The sequence below is a fragment of the Actinacidiphila rubida genome (genome assembly GCF_900110255.1).
GTDB classification, from domain to species: domain Bacteria; phylum Actinomycetota; class Actinomycetes; order Streptomycetales; family Streptomycetaceae; genus Actinacidiphila; species Actinacidiphila rubida.
Map to the genome: position 1 here is coordinate 52252 of NZ_FODD01000031.1, position 15316 is coordinate 67567.

Sequence of the window (15316 nt, forward strand, 5' to 3'; positions counted from 1 at the left end):
TCCGCCGCCCGCCGGCCCACCCGGCCCGCCCGCCCGGTCCGCGCCGCTGCCGTACGCAGCCGCGTCACCAGTTCCGCGGTGACCCCCTTGTTTACCTCACTGGTTCATGAGTAGAGTAATGAACCAGTTGAGCAACGGAGGCATGATGTCGCACCTGGATGACGGCGGGCCGATCTTCGCCCAGATCGCCGCCGAGCTGGCGAACCAGATCGCCGACGGCTCGGTGGGCGAGGGGGAGCGGGTCGCGTCGAGCAACGAGCTCGCGGCGTTCTACCGGGTCAACCCGGCGACGGCGGCGCGCAGCCTCACCGTGCTCCTGGACGAGGGACTGGTGGAGAAGAGGCGGGGGGTCGGGATGTTCGTCGCAGTGGGCGCGCGGGAGCGGCTCGTGGAGGCCCGGCGGCGGCTGTTCGCCGAGCGCTACGTGCGGCCGCTGGTCGTCGAGGCCGAACGGCTCGGGATCGGGTGGGACGAACTGGTCGAGCTGGTCGGCGACGAGCTGTCGTCAGTTCAGGTCACGGCCGGAGGCGGGGCATGACCACCGCGATCGCGGTCGACGGCCTCAGCCGCCACTACCGCGACCACCAGGCACTGACCGACGTCTCCTTCGAGATCGGCACCCCCTGCATCGCCGGCCTGCTGGGCCGCAACGGCGCGGGCAAGACGACCCTGCTGCGCATCCTGGCCGGACAGGAGTTCGCCACCTCCGGCACGGTGCGGATCTTCGGCGGCGGACCGCTGGAGAACGACGCCGTGCTGCGCCGGATGATCCTCGTCCGCGAGGACCAGACGTACCCCGACCTGCGCGTCCGGCACGCGATCAGCGCCGCGTCGCTGATGTACCCGAACTGGGACGTCGAGCTGGCCGGCGCACTGCTGGACACCTTCGAGCTGCCGATGAACCGGCCGATCAAGAAGCTGTCGCGCGGCATGCGGACCGCCCTCGGCATCACCGTCGGCCTGGCCGCCCGCGCCGAACTCACCCTGTTCGACGAGCCGTACTCCGGTCTGGACGCGGTCGCCCGGACGCTCTTCTACGACCGGCTGCTCGCCGACTACACCGAGCACCCGCGCTGCATCGTGCTCTCCACCCACCTCATCGACGAAGCCGCCGAACTCCTCGACCGCGTCCTGGTCATCGACCACGGCAGGCTCGTCCTGGACGCGCCGACGGACGAACTGCGCGGCGCGGCCACGACCGTCATGGGCGCGGCGAGCGGCGTCGACCGGTTCATCGCCGGCCGCACGACGCTCGACCGCCAGTCGATGGGCACGCACACCAGAGCGGTCATGGTCGGCCGCCTCGACCAGCGGGACCGCGAACTCGCCGACCACCTGCACCTGCGCCTGGAGGACGTCACCCTCCAGCAGCTCGCGGTGTACGCGGCCGAGCATCCCGATCCGTCCGGCCTCATCCCCGCGAGGGCGTCCTGATGCGTGCCACCCCGGTCCTCTCCGTCATCCGCTACCTGCTCCTCGACCGCATCACCTACCTCGTCCTGCCCTGGGGGTGGGCGGCCTTCGGCTTCCTCATCGACGTCGTGGTCCTGCGCCTCACGCCCGCCGGGCACACCGACCACCGCTGGGTCGGCGGGCTGGGCGCCGTCTTCCTCGTCATGCTCACGGTGGGCATCCAGTCCGTGGCCCGCGCCCTGCCGTTCGCCCTCACCCTCGGCGTCAGCCGGCGCTCCTACTTCCTCGGCGTCGTCGCGCTGGCCCTCGCCCTGGCGGTGTGCTTCGGCCTGGTCGTCGCGCTCGGCCAGATCGCCGAACGCGCCACCGGCGGCTGGGGGATGGACATGGCGTACTTCCGCGTCCCCTACGTGCTCGACGGCCCCTGGTACCAGTCGTGGCTCACCGCCACGACCGCGTTCGCCCTGCTGTTCGTCTACGGCATGTGGTACGGCCTGGTCTTCCGCCGGGCGGGCCTGCCCGGCACCACGGTGTTCGGCGCGGCCCAGCTCGCCGTACTCGCCCTCGCCGCGGTCGTCGCCACCTGGGTGCACGGCTGGAAGGACATCGGCCACCTCTTCACGACCCTCACCGCGACCGGGCTCACCGCCTGCCTGGCCGCCGTCCTCGCCGTCATGCTCGCCGGCGGCTTCGCCACCATGCGCCGCCTGACGATCTGACGTCCGACGCCCCGGGGGCATCCAGGACACGGTGACGGTGTGGCAGGAGGGGGCCGGCGCGTTCGTCGCACGCACGCACGGCTGGGACACACCGTCACCGTCAACCCGCCGCTCACCGCCCGGGAGCCCTCCCCCGCTCCCGGGCCTCTCCCGCGCCTGCCCCGCGCCTGCCCCGCCGACGGCTACGCCAGGCCGAAGTCCGGACGGCAGCGCGGGCACGGCAGCACCGTCGGCACCCCGCCCCGCTCGTCGACCAGCGCGGCGCGCGCCTCGTCCCGGGCGAAGCCGGGACGCCCGGTCGGCCGGTACTGGGGGCAGTCCCCGCGATGCAGGTAGGCCGGGTGCGGAACGGGCCCGGCCGTCACGGCCGGCTCGATGTGCCACCACTTCACGTCCGCGGACGCCGCGTCCGGTGAGGGCGCGTCCCGTGCGGCCGCTCCGTGCGAGGGGACGTCGCGGGCGGCCGCCACCCGCCGTGGAGCTCGTCCTGGCGCTCGTCCCGGGGCTCGTCCCGGCCCCTCCGGCAGGTCGTCGGAGTCCGCGGCCAGCGCCTCCGCCTCGCTCCGCCGCTTCCGCCGCTGCCGGGCCTCCTGGTCCGCGCGCCGCCGTGCCAGCTCCCCGTCGCCCCGCTCCCGGCGCTCGCGCACCTCGGCCTGGCGGATGGCCTCGCGCACCAGCCGCAGCTGCACCAGCAGGTACGTCTCCACGACCCTCAGGCGCACAAGATCAGGCGGCAGCTCGCTCACACGTTCGATTCTAGGCCAGGGCCTCGCCCGACCCGAGTCCGCCTCCGGTTGTCCCGAGCCACTGAACCTTGACCGATTGACATCGAACGTCGACCGACGCGCGTTTCTGCCGCTGAAGGTTGACCGGCCAGGCCAACGGCCGGATGCCTGGCCGGGCGGACCAGCCGCCAGGCTCGCGGGACTTCGTGCGACGCGCAGTCATCGGCAAGGACGCTCGCCATGACTGAAGGCCTTGTCCAGTTCGTGCATGCGAAGTCCAACGCAGACGAGCATGACGTCGTGATGATCACGTCACTCGCTCCCCCTGAGCGCCGACCTGCACGGTTGCCGTATTCCCCTGGGACCCGGTCCCCCGACGTCTCCGGGGTCGCCCAGGGCCGCGCTCCGGGTTCGGCTCGGGTTCGGCTCCGCCGCTGTGACGACGTGGGGTGGGGTGCTCGGTTTCTAATGTCGTCGGCATGACCCGCATCCGTCGCACCGCCGTAGCCGTCGCCCTCGCGCTCGTCCTGCCGCTGCCGATCATCGGAGCGGGCACGGCGTTCGCCGGCGCCGGGCAGACCCCCGCCGCCACCGCCCCGCCCCGGGCCGGCCAGGGCGTTCAGCTGGAGCTCCCACGCCCGACCGGCCCGCACGCGGTCGGCGTCAACACGCTGCACCTGGTCGACCGGAACCGCCCGGACCCGTGGGTACCGAGCGCGGGACCGCGGCAGCTGATGGTGTCGATGTACTACCCCGCCCAGTCCCGCACCGGCCGGCCTGCTCCCTACATGACCACCGAGGAGGCTCGGCTCTTCCTGGCCATGGAGGGGATCGGCAGCACGTTCCCGGCGCAGACACTTGCCGACACCCGCACCTACGCATCCACCGACGCCCGCCCGGAGCACGGCAGGTACCCGCTGGTGGTGCTCTCGCCCGGTTTCGAACTGCCGCGCCAGACGCTCACCGGCCTCGCCGTGGATCTGGCCAGCCGCGGCTACGTCGTCGCGCTCGTCAACCACACATACGAGGACTCCGGGACGACGTTCCCTGACGGGCGGACGCTCGGCTGTGCGCTGTGCGACCTGTCCAACGTGACAGACGCCGAAAACGTGCAGAGCCGGACCGAGGACCTCTCGTTCGTGCTGGACCAGCTGACCGGCCACCACTCGACCTGGCAGCATGCACAGTTGATCGACCGCAAGCGGATCGGAATGGCCGGCCACTCACTCGGAGGCAACGCCGTCACCGCGACCATGGCCGCTGACCAGCGGGTGCGGGCTGGCGCCGACCTGGACGGCAGGTTCTTCGTGCCGGTGCCGACCGGCGGCCTCAGCGGCCGCCCGGTGCTGCTGCTCGGCAACCCGGCGAACCACGCCGTGGGCGGCGACGAGTCGAGCTGGGCAACGGACTGGCCGGACCTCGACGGCTGGAAGCGATGGCTGACCATCACCGGCGCCAACCACGTCAGCTTCACCGACGTGCCCGTACTCGCCCACGAGGCAGGCATCCCCGGCGTGGACGGCTCGATCCCCGCAGCGCGCGCCGAGCAGCTCACCCGCGACTACGTCGCGGCCTTCTTCGACGAGCAGCTGAAGGGCATCCCACAGCCGCTGTTGGACGGCCCGTCGCCGGCCGACCCGGAGGTCGTCTTCCAACAGCGGCCCTGACACCGCGGCGCCGACACCCCACCGACGTGACCGGGCCGGGTCACCCCGGCGGGTGTCGGCGCAGGTCAGCGTCGGCGCGGTCCGCTACGCCGTACCTTCGAATCCCGGCGCGCTGGGACAACGCCAGGATTCCAAGGGCGCCGCAGCGGTCAAAGTTCAATGGCAAACGGTCAAACTTCATTGGCAAGGGACATCCGTGCTCGCGCCCGTCTTCGGCCCGTCCCAGGGCCGTCCCACGGCCGTCGTCAGACGATGTCGAGGCGGTCCAGGAACGGTTCCGCGGCGGCCGTGTCGCCGGAGATCCGGCAGTGGTCGCGCCACTCCGTCCGCGTCGTGCCCCACGCGACGAACGCGGTCGCCGCGCTGCGCACCCGGGCGGCGGCACCGTCGGCGGCGCCCGGCTCCACGGTCAGCGGGCCGCCGGCGTCCTCGGCGGGCCGGACGGTGACGGTCGTGGCGCCCGGCCCGGTGAGCTCCAGCACGAGCGGCCGCTCGACGGCGGCGGCGAGTTCGGGCCCCTGCATCTGCGGGATGCCGGCCAGCATGAACGCGACCGCGGGCGCGACCAGCGCGTCGTCCGGCGCGGGCACCGGGAAGGCCAGCGGGCCGTCGGGCGCGAGCAGGTCGTAGCGCAGGTGGCACAGGACGTTGAAGGCCATGGTGTTCGCCAGCAGGTGCCGCGGATAGGTGCCGAGGCCCGGTACGCGCACCGGTTCGTCCGCCCGCGGCGGCTGCTGGCCCGCCGCCAGGACGTCCAGCTGCCGGGGAGTGAAGCGGCGCCACTCCTCGATCACCTCGGCGTGGCTCCGGCCGCGGCGCTCGTCGACCCTCATGTCGTGGTACCGCTCCCGGTTCTCCGGCCACGACGGATCCGGCTCCGGCGGGTCCACGGCCTCGTGGGCGAGGGCGCCCAGATGCGCGACCACGTCGATGACGCGCCAGCCCGCACAGGCCGACGCGGCCTCCCAGCCGCGGTCGTCCACCTGGGGAACGATCCTCGCCAGCTGGTCGCTGCTCCGCCGCGCCGAGGCGACGCCCGCCAGGCTCATCGGCGCCACCCTTCACGAACGCGCGCCATTTCCTTCGAGGCTATGACCGGGCGCACCGTCCCGCAAAAGCCCGCTGCGAAGCCGGCTGCGAAGCCGGCTGCGAAGGGGCTGCGAAGGGGGCGCCAACTCGACGGAATTTCGCCGCCCTTCATCCCTGAACCGCCTCTCAGCTGGGACGATATCGGGCGAAGTTGCCGCACTGCCCCCCGCTGAGTAGCGTGGAAAAACAGCCGGGACCGCCCGAACGGCACCCCATGAATACCGGATCACTTCCAGCGGATTCCGGAGGTTCCCCGTGAGCCCGCGCGAATTCCCCGCCACCGGCCGGCCCGGGAGCACGGCCGCGTGAGCACCGCGGCGGAGCGGGCGGACGCGGCGGAGGCCGGCGGCGGGAGGAAGAACGAGACGCCACCGCGGATCCGCCGGTGGGTCCACTGGGTCGGCGCACACGATCCGGGCCTGTCCGCGCTGCGGCGGGCGCTGCGTGCCGCGATCATCACACCCTCGCTGTTCGCGGTGGCGTTCCTGGGCATCGGCAATCCGGTCATCGCGGTCTTCGCCGCCTTCGCCCCCATGGTGCTCATGCTGTTCGTCGACTTCAGCGGTCCCATGCGCGAGAGGGTGGCCGAACAGGCGAGCCTGGCGCTGGTCTCGGTCGCCCTGGTGGGACTGGGCAGTCTGGCCGGCCAGGTGGTGTGGGTCGCCGGGGTCGCGGCGTTCGTCGTCACGTTCGCCATCCAGTTCGGCGGCGTGCTGAGCTCCGCGCTGGCCGGCGCGCGGGCCCCCCTCCTGATCAGCTTCGTGCTGCCGGCCACGCTCGTCGCGCCCGTCGGCGCCGTCCCGGACCGGCTCGCGGGCTGGTCGATGGGCGCCGCCGCGACGGTGCTCGCGGTCCGCTTCATGTGGCCGCGCCCGGTCAGCGAGCCGCTGCGCGACTCCACCGCGCGGGCGTGCGCGCTCCTGGCACGGCAGTTGCGCCTTGAGGTGCCCTCCGCCGGTCCGTCCGCGCGCCGATCCGACCGCGACGCGGCCGCGCGCGCCGCCGCTGACGGCGTGGACGCGATGAAGGACGTCTTCTACGCCACGCCCAACCGGCCCACCGGACTGTCCACCTCGGCCCGCGCCCTGGTCCGCATGACGAGCACGATCCACTGGCTGCACAAGGTCGTGGCGGAGGAGCCCCTGGAGCGGGCCGACGCCGTCAGCACCGCAGCGGTACGCGAGGTGGCACTGGCCGCGGCGGAGGTGCTGGAGAGCGGGGCGGAGCTGCTGAAGGGGGACGCGGGGCCGTCGGGCGCGGGCTCCACGGGCGCGGGGCCCTCAGCCGCGCGCCCGGACCCGTCGGCGGACTCGGCGCCGCCCCCTGCTCCTGCCCCCGACTCGTCCGCCGGGCTGGAAGCCCGCATGGAACGGCTGGACGCGGCGCGGCGCGGGCTCCAGCACGTGCTGACCGAGGTCCTGCCGGAGAGGCTGACGCCGTCGGAGCTGGCCGGCGCGCTCGCGTCCGGATTCCGCGCCGAACGCAGGGGCTCCCTCGCCGCGTCGATCGCGTCCGACGTCCGGCTGGCCGTCCTGGCGCGGCAGCGCAGCTGGTGGCAGCGGGTGCGCGGCAGCCGTCCGGTGCAGGCCCAGTCCGACCTGTCCTCGGCCCGCGACCGCCTCGTCGGCCACCTGGACTGGCACTCGGTGTGGCTGCACAACAGCCTGCGCGGTGCGGCCGCGCTCAGCGCGGCCGTGGTCCTCGCCCAACTCACCGGGGTGCAGCACGCGTTCTGGGTCGTGTTCGGCACCCTCGCGGTGCTGCGGTCGAGCGCGGTGAACACCGGCCAGACCGTCGGCCGGGCCCTCCTCGGCACCGCCATCGGCTTCGTCCTGGGTGTGGCGCTGATCGTCGCGCTCGCCTCGCATCCCGTGGTGCTGTGGCTGCTGCTGCCGCCGGCGATCGTCCTGATCGGCCTGGAGCCGTCCGTCATGTCGTTCACCGCGGGGCAGGCCGGGTTCACGGTGGTGCTGCTGATCCTGTTCACGATCGTGGACCCCGCCGGGTGGGAGGTCGGGCTGGTCCGCATCAAGGACATGGCGCTGGGGTGCGCGGTCAGCCTGGTCGTGGGAGCGCTGTTCTGGCCGCGAGGCTCGGGGCCGGCCCTCGGCCGCGTGCTCAGCGAGGCCTTCGGCGACGGCGCCCGCTATCTGCGCACGGCCGTCGCGTTCGGCCTCACCCGCTGCGACGGCGTGGCGGTCACCGCCCCGGACTCCGACGCGGACCGGCGCCGGGCCGCGGCCTCGGCCCGCCGCGTCGACGACGCGTTCCGCGGGTACCTGGCGGAGCGCGGCACCAAACGGCTGGCGCTCCCCGACGTGACGTCGCTGGTCACCACGGTCTCGGCGCTGCGGCTGACCGGCAACGCCATCGTCGACCTGTGGGCGCGCGCCGGGTACGTGGCCAGGAGCGACCGCTTCGAGGCGCGCGTGAGGATCATCGACGCCTGCGAGAACCTGGCCGGCTGGTTCGAGCTCTCCGGCCGGGCGCTGGCCGGCACCGGTTCGCCCGCGCCCGCCGAACCCATGCGCCGCCCCGTCGCCGACCGGGAGCTCCAGCGGGCGGTGCGGCACGACCTCACCGACGCGCGATCATCCGGCGACGGCGCGTCCACCGCCGTCCGGCTCGTGTGGACCGCGAACCACCTCGACGGCGTGCGCCGGCTCCAGACCGACATCGTCGCCCCGATCCACGCCGCCGCCACTCTCCCCGCCCCCGTCACCACCCCGCCCCGTCACCCCCTTCACGCCTGACATTCGAAGTCCCGGAGATGCTGGAAGCGGCCCATCTGCGCCCTGTTGCGGACGATGGGACCAACGACCCGCGCAACGGACTTCCGCTGAACGCCGCACTCCATCGCGCTTACGACGCGTACCTCTTCGCGTTCGACCCGGACACCCTCGATGTGCTGACCGTCCCCGGGGGCCCCACAATCGCCGACCTGCATATCACCACCCCGCACCTGCGAGGCCTCTCGCGCCCGCCCCACGGAGAAGCCTTGCGTTGGCGTCACCAGGAGTGGCTGAAGCGCAATGGACTGACAACTGAGTAGGGCAGACTCCCAGCCCTGATACCAGGTGAGGCTGCCCACGGTGAACCGTTGACGTGGTACGCCCACGGCCCCCTTCAGCCCGGGCCGGCGATCGACGTGATCCACGTGATCGAGGTGATCGCCAAGTGGTCAGGCCGGCTCGGCGAACATGCGCTGCTGCGTTGTCAGTGGTGTCACGCATGATCGGCACATCAGTTCGTCAGCCGAGACGGGGAAGCGCCATGCCGATCAGCAACCAGCGCATCGCGGAGCACGCATTTCTGCGACCGATGTACGAGGACGCGTACTACCCCGATCGCGTCATCGATCACGGCCGGGCGATCCTGGTGCAGCTGTGCGAGCGGATCGAGGCCGAACGGCCGTCGGACTTGGCGGCTCTGTACGCGCTCACCCAAGCGGCGACGGAGGAGTTCAACGCCCTGGAGGCTGAATTCGAGGCGGCCGGGAGTGAGATCGAGACGGTCGCGCGTGAAGTGATCGCTGAGGACTTCTGGTTCGTCGCGTCGGCGTACGACTTCACGGACGCAGACGTGGAGACGTTGATCGCCACCCGGGACTGGTGAGAGGCCCCGCCACGGGAAGCTGAGGACGATCCCCTAGCGTGACCGTTCATGCCTACTGCCTTCAGTGATGACCTCCTCCGCGTCGCGGAGTCCCACGCCGCCTGGGGTGCCGAGCAACTCGACGCCCTGAACGGGTTCTTGCCGACGGGCGCCTGGACGGCGGATCTCGACGCCTGCGCGTACCGGCAGGGGGATCGCGAGATCCGCGTCTCCGTCGCCGGGACGTACGACTCGTCCGACCGGTCGTGGCTGTGGGGTTGGGCCAACCCCGGGCTGCAAGGTGCGCCCGTGATCCGCGCGGTGCGGCCTCTGGAGCGGTTCGGACAGGAGCAGGGCATCGCCGAGTTCAGCACTCCGCACCTCGACCTGTCCGGCTTTCCCGACCCGCGCCGCGCCGCGGAGACCCTGGCCTTCGCCGCGATGGGCACGCTGGGCGCCGCGGGCTACGTCGGCGTCCAGGCCGGGCCCGACACACGGCTGTACTTCCTCACGGACGACCCGCAGGTCCCGCGCGCCCCGTTCGATCCGGTCGCCCTGCCCCGCCACCTCACCACCGGCGTGAGCCTCATCGGCTTCTCCGCCCGAACGGTCGTGACCGGCTACTTCGACCACCACGGCCTTCCCCAGCGCCAGGAGCCCCGCCGGATCAGCTCCGAACTCCCCCACGGCTCCACGGCGTTGGTCGACTTCGACGACGCCGGCCGCATCGCGTCGATCAGCCTCACGATCACGGGCGCGTGAGGCCGCACGACGACGCGCTCAGCGCAGCACCGCCGCCAGCAGGTCGGCCCCCAGCGCCGTCAGATCGGGCACGTTGACGCTGTAACGGACGTAGCGGCCCTGGCGGCTGGCCGTGAGCAGGCCCGCGCGGCGCAGGACGGCGAGGTGCCGGGAGACTTCCGGGGCCGAGAGCTCCCAGGCGTGGGCCAGTTCACCGGTGGTGTGGGGGCCGCGGGCCAGGGTGCGCAGCAGCCGCAGCCGTACGGGATGCGCGAGTGCCTCCAGGCGGAGGGTGACCGTTTCCAGCGGCACCGGCTGCGCGGGACTCGGCTCGGCGACGGGGTACTGCACCACCGGCTGCCAGCCGGGCGCGTGGACCGCCACCAGGTGCGGGCGGCCGAAGACGCTGGGGAGGAAGGTCACCCCGGCGCCCTGCGCGGTGGTCGCGTTGTCCTGCAGCTTGTCCACGACGATGCTGGCGCCGTCCGGCCCCAGGGCGACCGCGCCGGAGACCGACGCGAGGGCCGCTCCGACGCCCTGGCGCTTCAGCAGGTCGTTCTTCAGCCGCAGGTCGGTGGCGAGTTGCGCGGCGGCACCCGTCCAGGCGGCGTCGAAGAAGGCCTCGGCGCACGCTTCGAGGGTGTGCCGCACCCGCGCCCGCACGGCTGCGGGGTCCGCGAGCAGCCGTTCCGCGAAGGCTTCTTGGAGCGCGCCGCGGGCCTGGGCGAGGTCCAGGGCCCGTTCGCGCGCCGCCGCGTCGGCGAGTGGTGACGGCGAACCGAAACGGACCCGGTTGCTGCCGCACGTGGTGACGAGCGCGGCGGTCACATACGTTTCGTCGTCGATCCGGTCCACGTCGTCCAGTTCCTCGGCGAGGGTCGGCCGGGGACGCGCGGGGACCAGGAAGTCGGCGCGTGAGGAGCGCCAGAGGAACTCCGCCTCCCTGAGCCGCTCGGCCAGCTCCGGCCGCAGCCCGGCCCAGACGTCCCCGGCCCAGCCGGCGAGCTGCGGATGATGCCCGGGTTCGGCCAGCACGTGCAGCATCGCGGTCAGTTCGGCCAGCGGCGAGGCGGCGAACCGCACTCGTCCGGACGGCACGCCACCGATGTCGATCCTCAACGTCACTCCCTCAGTCTCGCCGGTGGGACGGCCCACGACCGCGCCGGTTGACGGTTTCCGTCAACCGGCGCGGCCGGCCCGCCGGCCGAACGCACCGTTGACGCCATGACCTCCACCACCGGGCTCCGGCCCCGCGCCCTCGTCCACGCCTCCGGAGGCCCCCGCTACGCCGTCGCCCTGGCCGTCGACGCGCTCGGCACCGGCCTGCTGCGTCCCTTCCTGCTGCTCTACGGCGTGACGGTGCTGAGGCTGTCCGCGTCGGCCACCGGCGTCGCCATGACGGCCGGTGTCGTCGTCGCGCTGGGGTGCATGCCCGCGGTGGGCCGGTGGCTGGACCGGGGCGCGCGCAGCACGGTCGTGGCGGCGTCGATGCTGGTGCGGGTGCTGGGCGTGGCGCTCCTGCTGGCCGCCCCGCCGGGGCACGTGTGGCCGTTCACGGCGGCGGCGCTCTTCCTCGGCATCGGCAACCAGGCCTGGCCGGCGGCCCATGCGGCACTCGTGGCGACGGTCGCCCACGGCCGCGAACGCGACGCCGCTCTCGCGGGAGGCCGCGCACTGCGCAACGCCGGCCTGGGTGCGGGCGCCCTCCTCGCCACCGCGTGCCTGGCGGGTGGCAGCACCGCGTTCCAGGCGCTGGCCGGCGTCACCGGACTCGCCTACCTCGTCGCGGCGGCCTTGGCATGGTCGGTCCACCTGGACGCGGGTCCGGCCGCGGGTCCGGCCGCAGGCCCGGCACGCGGTAGTGAGGAGGGCGCTCGCGCCGACCGGGCCGCACCCCGGATGCGCGCGCTGCTGGCCGCGAACGTCGTCTACGTCTTCTGCCTCAACGTCCCCGAAGTCGCCCTCCCCCTGGTCCTGGTGACCCAGTTGCACGAGTCCCCGGTGTGGTCGGCGGCCGTCTTCGTCGCGAACACGGTGCTGGTGGTCACCCTGCAGGTGCCGGTGACCGCGGTGATGTCCCGCTTCCCCCGGCGGGCCGTGCTGGCGCTCTCCGGCGCGGTCCTCGCCGCGTCCTACCTCGGCTTCCTCGGGGCCACCTCACTCGGACACGGCTGGAGCGCCCCGGCCGTCGCCGCGGTGTCCGTGGTGTGCACCGTCGGCGAGATCCTCTACGCCGGCAGCGCCACCGCACTCGTCACCGCCCTCGCCCCGGCGCGTGTCCTGGGCCGCGCCCTCGCCCGGTTCCAGCTCTCCACCGGCTTCGGCCTCGCCGTCTCCCCGGCGGTCGTCACCGCTCTCGCCGCGCGCGGCCCGGCCGCCCTCTGGGGCAGCCTCGCCGCCGCGACGCTGCTGTCCGCGGCCGCCGTCGCCGCCGAGAAGGACCAGGGAACGCGGCTCGGCCGCCGCCGGCGGGGCGACGGCCGGATGCGCGTGCGTCACGAGGACGACCTCGACGCACGGTGGCCGACGGCCTGCCAGAAGCTGCCCGGATGATCGCTCATCCCTGATCCCGCCTGCCCGGCAGGGGCCGAGCGCATGAGGAGCGGCGGTCAGTGCCGACCGGTCGCCCGCCGGGAAGCCTCGGCCGCTTCCGCTTGGCGGGCCCGTCGTTCGAATGCACGCGCCTGCTTGTCCAGCACGCGTTGCTCCGTGTCCGGGTGCCGGTCCATCCACCACGAGGAGGCCACCGCAAGGACGGTCAGCACGAATGCCACGGCCCCCGCCACGTACGAAACGGTCGAGCTGTGGTTCCCACCGAACCACCACACCAGCACCAGGGCAGCGTCCGTCGCCAGGCCTCGTACGGCGATACGGCGCGTACGTACGGAGAATCGTCTGCCAGACATGACCGGGAACCTATCCCAAGCTCCAACCATCCTTGTGCCAGGGGTAGTTGAGCTCGCGCCAGAGAAGCCCGATCTGCCTTTCAGCAGATCCCCGGCGACCAACGGGCCGCCGCCGCATCCTCAAGCTGTGGCCGATCGGTGACGTCGTGAGGGCGATGGATCACCGGGACTCTGGTCAGAGCGCGCCGCGGCAGCTCACCTGGGCGGCAGGTTGTGCCATGTGTGTCGGCACGCACCTTTGCCATACGTCTGCCTGCGCTGGGAGTCGGCGACGGAGAACACCGAGACGAGGACACGGAACGCCTTGACGTGCTCGTCGGCCGGAAGGGCTGCGAACCCGTAGCGAGGTGGGTCCGCGTCAGACGTGGCACCTCAGATTCACCAGCAGCACGTCTTCCGGCACGTCGCGCAGGTAGGCGTCCACGAAACTCTGGCCCGTGGGGATCTCCGGTTCGTGCGGGCATTCCTTTGGGCTGTGGCACGCGCCGTGGATGCCGCGGCCGCCGTCCTCACACCACCAGCCTCCCAGCGTGAGCACGTTGCGCCGCGGGAGCGCACGGCCGACCTGACGGCGTACGAAACACTCACGCCGGTGCGCTCCGACCTCCAAGACCGGATCGATGAAGCCCAGAAACCAGGAGTCGTAGCCAGGGACCCGAAGCTCCCTCAGTGCCGTGTCAAAGGCCCGGACGAGCGGTTGCGCGCGATACTCCTCACTGGCTTGGTCAGAGGAGTAGGTCCGTCCATTCACCCGCGCGTAGAACGTCGAGTAGGGCTCCGCCGGCGGCAGGGCGAGCTCCAGATCAGCCCAGAGATCCCAGGCTTGCCCGGCCAAGTCGGCAGCCTGAACCTCGTTGGCGGACAGGTCGAGCAGTCCTCTCGGACCTCCGGCACATTCCAGGGCCTCGCCTCGGTCCGAGCCACCGCGAATGAGCCGACGGTCCCCCTCCCAACCAGGGAGCGGGACGAACGCGCCTTCGTCCTTGATCGTCCAGGCATCCCAGATGTCCAGCTCTTCACCCCGGGTGAAGTCCAACATGAACGGCGCCATCGCGCGGTCGATCGCCTCGTCGAGTCGACCTCGGGCATCGCCCGGGAGGCAGACCACGATTCTCATGCCTGCCATGCAAGCCCCCCACGTGAACGACCGGGCCACGAAGGTCTCACACCAGCAGGCGCGGGTCACAACCAATGTGCCCAGCCGGCAAGGACTCGCGGCGGGGCACGCCGGGCTCGGCGACGGCGTCCTCCGCCTCGCGGCACCTACTTCGTGGCCGGGAGGCGCTGGATCGCCAGCAGGGCGACGTCATCGGCCGGTTCCCTTCCCACGTGGCTGAACAGGTCGCCTTGGATCTCCCGCAGCAGGGCGTCGGGGGTGGACCCGGAGAAGGAACCCAGTCGCTCGCCCAGCGGGTAGAAGTCCCCGCTCGGCGAACGGGCCTCGATGACGCCGTCGGTGTAGAGCAGCAGGATGTCGCCTGGTTCGAAGGCGATCGAGTCGATGTGCAGAGCCGTGGCGGGTAGTCCACCCATGCCCAGCGGTGGCGAGGAGTGGTCGAAGTCGAGGGTCGTGACGTGCCTTCGGTGGATCAGCAGGGGCGGCGGGTGCCCGCAGTTGATCAGTTCGGCGGGCTCGTCCCGATCGGGGATCTCCAGCATGAGCGCGGTGATGAAGTGCTCGCCGAGATCGTCCTGGACATCCGCGACCTCCTCGATGTCCCGGCTGACGCTCTCCTCCAGCGCTGCCACGAGATCAGGCAGCGTAGGGCAGCGGTGGGCGCCCTCCCGGAAGGCTCCGAGAACAACCGACACCTCGCCTATGGCGGAAACGCCTTTGCCCCGAACGTCTCCCATGATCACTCGGGTGCAAGGATCGGACCCCCGCTCGGTGGCGAAGAGGTCGCCTCCTATCTGAGCCTCGTCCTCGGCTGCGAGATAGAGCCATCCCAGCCGCAGAGGGCCGATCTGACGCGGCGGAGGCCGCAGGACGCATCTCTGCGCCGCGTCGGCCACTGACCGCAACCGCGTCAGCTGCCAGGTTCGGTGTTCCCGCACATAGCTCGTCGCGACCATGGCAGCGCAGAGGCCCGCCAGGGCCGCGAACTGCGCTATGTGGTTGGTCATACTCTCGCCGTTGTATCCGTCGACGAGTTCCTGGGCGGCAATCGCCACGAGGGCCACGAACGCGGTCATCCGCGGCCCCGCGAAGGCGGCGGTCACGGCGGGGGCCAGCGCGACGAGCGGACCGAGGTGGACGGACGTCGAGGACATCATGTCCACCACGCTGATCACCGCGACTATCGCGAGCGGCACCACTATTGCTGCGCGGCCCCACGGCCTCGTCATCAGGCGGTTCCACTCGGCACGCCAACCGTCCACAACACAAGTATGGCGCCGAGCCACGACACCGGCAGATGTTCGACAACTGGCCGCCGGCGTCGGCCCGGCGGCCAGGAGTCCAC

At 72.3% G+C, this 15316-nt stretch carries 15 protein-coding genes and 1 pseudogene; 9 read left to right on the top strand and 7 right to left on the bottom strand.

The window, feature by feature from the left end; genetic code table 11:
- Nucleotides 1-106 precede the first annotated feature (106 nt).
- Genes BMW99_RS27585 through BMW99_RS27595 form a run of 3 tightly spaced genes read left to right on the top strand, consistent with a single transcriptional unit; the run spans nt 107 to nt 2132 of the window.
- Nucleotides 107-538 (top strand): GntR family transcriptional regulator, encoded by a 432-nt coding sequence (locus BMW99_RS27585; RefSeq protein WP_218108466.1) that lies wholly within the window; start codon nt 107-109, stop codon nt 536-538.
- On the top strand, nt 535-1434 hold the full coding sequence (locus BMW99_RS27590) for an ABC transporter ATP-binding protein (protein ID WP_069465721.1): 900 nt from the start codon (nt 535-537) through the stop codon (nt 1432-1434). The genes BMW99_RS27585 and BMW99_RS27590 overlap by 4 nt, the downstream gene beginning before the upstream one ends.
- On the top strand, nt 1434-2132 hold the full coding sequence (locus BMW99_RS27595; RefSeq protein WP_069465722.1) for a hypothetical protein: 699 nt from the start codon (nt 1434-1436) through the stop codon (nt 2130-2132). Before BMW99_RS27590 ends, BMW99_RS27595 begins: the two co-directional genes overlap by 1 nt.
- Before the next feature lie 182 nt (nt 2133-2314).
- On the opposite strand, the gene BMW99_RS27600 is transcribed toward BMW99_RS27595, so the two are convergent.
- Nucleotides 2315-2878, bottom strand: a complete 564-nt coding sequence (locus tag BMW99_RS27600; RefSeq protein WP_143080573.1) for a DUF6233 domain-containing protein — start codon at nt 2876-2878, stop codon at nt 2315-2317.
- 458 nt (nt 2879-3336) lie between these two features.
- On the opposite strand from BMW99_RS27600, the gene BMW99_RS27605 reads away from it, so the two are divergent.
- Complete coding sequence (locus tag BMW99_RS27605) at nt 3337-4524, top strand: alpha/beta hydrolase family protein (protein ID WP_069467198.1); 1188 nt, start codon at nt 3337-3339, stop codon at nt 4522-4524.
- 245 nt (nt 4525-4769) lie between these two features.
- On the opposite strand, the gene BMW99_RS27610 is transcribed toward BMW99_RS27605, so the two are convergent.
- Nucleotides 4770-5573: a maleylpyruvate isomerase family mycothiol-dependent enzyme gene (locus BMW99_RS27610; RefSeq protein WP_069467197.1), complete on the bottom strand. Its 804-nt coding sequence runs from the start codon at nt 5571-5573 to the stop codon at nt 4770-4772.
- A gap of 345 nt (nt 5574-5918) precedes the next feature.
- Here BMW99_RS27610 and BMW99_RS27615 point away from each other — a divergent pair, with 345 nt between their 5' ends.
- The 4 genes from BMW99_RS27615 (at nt 5919) to BMW99_RS27630 (ending at nt 9969) form a co-directional block, all read left to right on the top strand.
- Nucleotides 5919-8366 (top strand): FUSC family protein, encoded by a 2448-nt coding sequence (locus tag BMW99_RS27615; RefSeq protein ID WP_075017750.1) that lies wholly within the window; start codon nt 5919-5921, stop codon nt 8364-8366.
- 17 nt (nt 8367-8383) lie between these two features.
- Nucleotides 8384-8665, top strand: a complete 282-nt coding sequence (locus tag BMW99_RS27620; protein WP_079176197.1) for an HNH endonuclease signature motif containing protein — start codon at nt 8384-8386, stop codon at nt 8663-8665.
- 221 nt (nt 8666-8886) lie between these two features.
- Nucleotides 8887-9228 carry a DUF5713 family protein gene (locus BMW99_RS27625; RefSeq protein ID WP_069465617.1) on the top strand — a complete coding sequence of 114 codons (342 nt, stop codon included), beginning with the start codon at nt 8887-8889 and terminating at the stop codon, nt 9226-9228.
- Nucleotides 9229-9276: 48 nt separating this feature from the next.
- Nucleotides 9277-9969, top strand: a complete 693-nt coding sequence (locus tag BMW99_RS27630) for a DUF6882 domain-containing protein (RefSeq protein ID WP_075017751.1) — start codon at nt 9277-9279, stop codon at nt 9967-9969.
- A gap of 18 nt (nt 9970-9987) precedes the next feature.
- Here the strand turns inward: BMW99_RS27630 and BMW99_RS27635 are convergent, their stop codons facing one another.
- Nucleotides 9988-11073, bottom strand: a complete 1086-nt coding sequence (locus tag BMW99_RS27635) for a helix-turn-helix domain-containing protein (protein WP_069462817.1) — start codon at nt 11071-11073, stop codon at nt 9988-9990.
- Nucleotides 11074-11172: 99 nt separating this feature from the next.
- On the opposite strand from BMW99_RS27635, the gene BMW99_RS27640 reads away from it, so the two are divergent.
- Entirely contained in the window at nt 11173-12501 is a 1329-nt protein-coding gene (locus BMW99_RS27640) for an MFS transporter (RefSeq protein ID WP_079138292.1), read from the top strand.
- Between the two features lie 56 nt (nt 12502-12557).
- Here BMW99_RS27640 and BMW99_RS27645 read toward each other — a convergent pair whose 3' ends face one another.
- From BMW99_RS27645 to BMW99_RS27655, 4 genes and pseudogenes are all read right to left on the bottom strand, one after another.
- On the bottom strand, nt 12558-12782 hold the full coding sequence (locus tag BMW99_RS27645; protein ID WP_069462816.1) for a hypothetical protein: 225 nt from the start codon (nt 12780-12782) through the stop codon (nt 12558-12560).
- 267 nt (nt 12783-13049) lie between these two features.
- Nucleotides 13050-13175 (bottom strand): annotated as a pseudogene (locus BMW99_RS43170) (DUF5958 family protein); the annotation flags it as partial.
- Nucleotides 13176-13212: 37 nt separating this feature from the next.
- Nucleotides 13213-13971 carry a hypothetical protein gene (locus BMW99_RS27650; RefSeq protein ID WP_069462822.1) on the bottom strand — a complete coding sequence of 253 codons (759 nt, stop codon included), beginning with the start codon at nt 13969-13971 and terminating at the stop codon, nt 13213-13215.
- 146 nt (nt 13972-14117) lie between these two features.
- Nucleotides 14118-15233: a PP2C family protein-serine/threonine phosphatase gene (locus tag BMW99_RS27655; RefSeq protein WP_245791647.1), complete on the bottom strand. Its 1116-nt coding sequence runs from the start codon at nt 15231-15233 to the stop codon at nt 14118-14120.
- Between the last annotated feature and the right edge of the window lie 83 nt (nt 15234-15316).

Coding starts and splice junctions, on each gene's coding strand:
- BMW99_RS27585 (WP_218108466.1), top strand. CDS start 107: ATGAGTAGAGTAATGAACCAGTTGAGCAACGGAGGCATGATGTCGCAC.
- BMW99_RS27590 (WP_069465721.1), top strand. CDS start 535: ATGACCACCGCGATCGCGGTCGACGGCCTCAGCCGCCACTACCGCGAC.
- BMW99_RS27595 (WP_069465722.1), top strand. CDS start 1,434: ATGCGTGCCACCCCGGTCCTCTCCGTCATCCGCTACCTGCTCCTCGAC.
- BMW99_RS27605 (WP_069467198.1), top strand. CDS start 3,337: ATGACCCGCATCCGTCGCACCGCCGTAGCCGTCGCCCTCGCGCTCGTC.
- BMW99_RS27610 (WP_069467197.1), bottom strand. CDS start 5,573: ATGAGCCTGGCGGGCGTCGCCTCGGCGCGGCGGAGCAGCGACCAGCTG.
- BMW99_RS27620 (WP_079176197.1), top strand. CDS start 8,384: ATGCTGGAAGCGGCCCATCTGCGCCCTGTTGCGGACGATGGGACCAAC.
- BMW99_RS27625 (WP_069465617.1), top strand. CDS start 8,887: ATGCCGATCAGCAACCAGCGCATCGCGGAGCACGCATTTCTGCGACCG.
- BMW99_RS27630 (WP_075017751.1), top strand. CDS start 9,277: ATGCCTACTGCCTTCAGTGATGACCTCCTCCGCGTCGCGGAGTCCCAC.
- BMW99_RS27640 (WP_079138292.1), top strand. CDS start 11,173: ATGACCTCCACCACCGGGCTCCGGCCCCGCGCCCTCGTCCACGCCTCC.
- BMW99_RS27650 (WP_069462822.1), bottom strand. CDS start 13,971: ATGAGAATCGTGGTCTGCCTCCCGGGCGATGCCCGAGGTCGACTCGAC.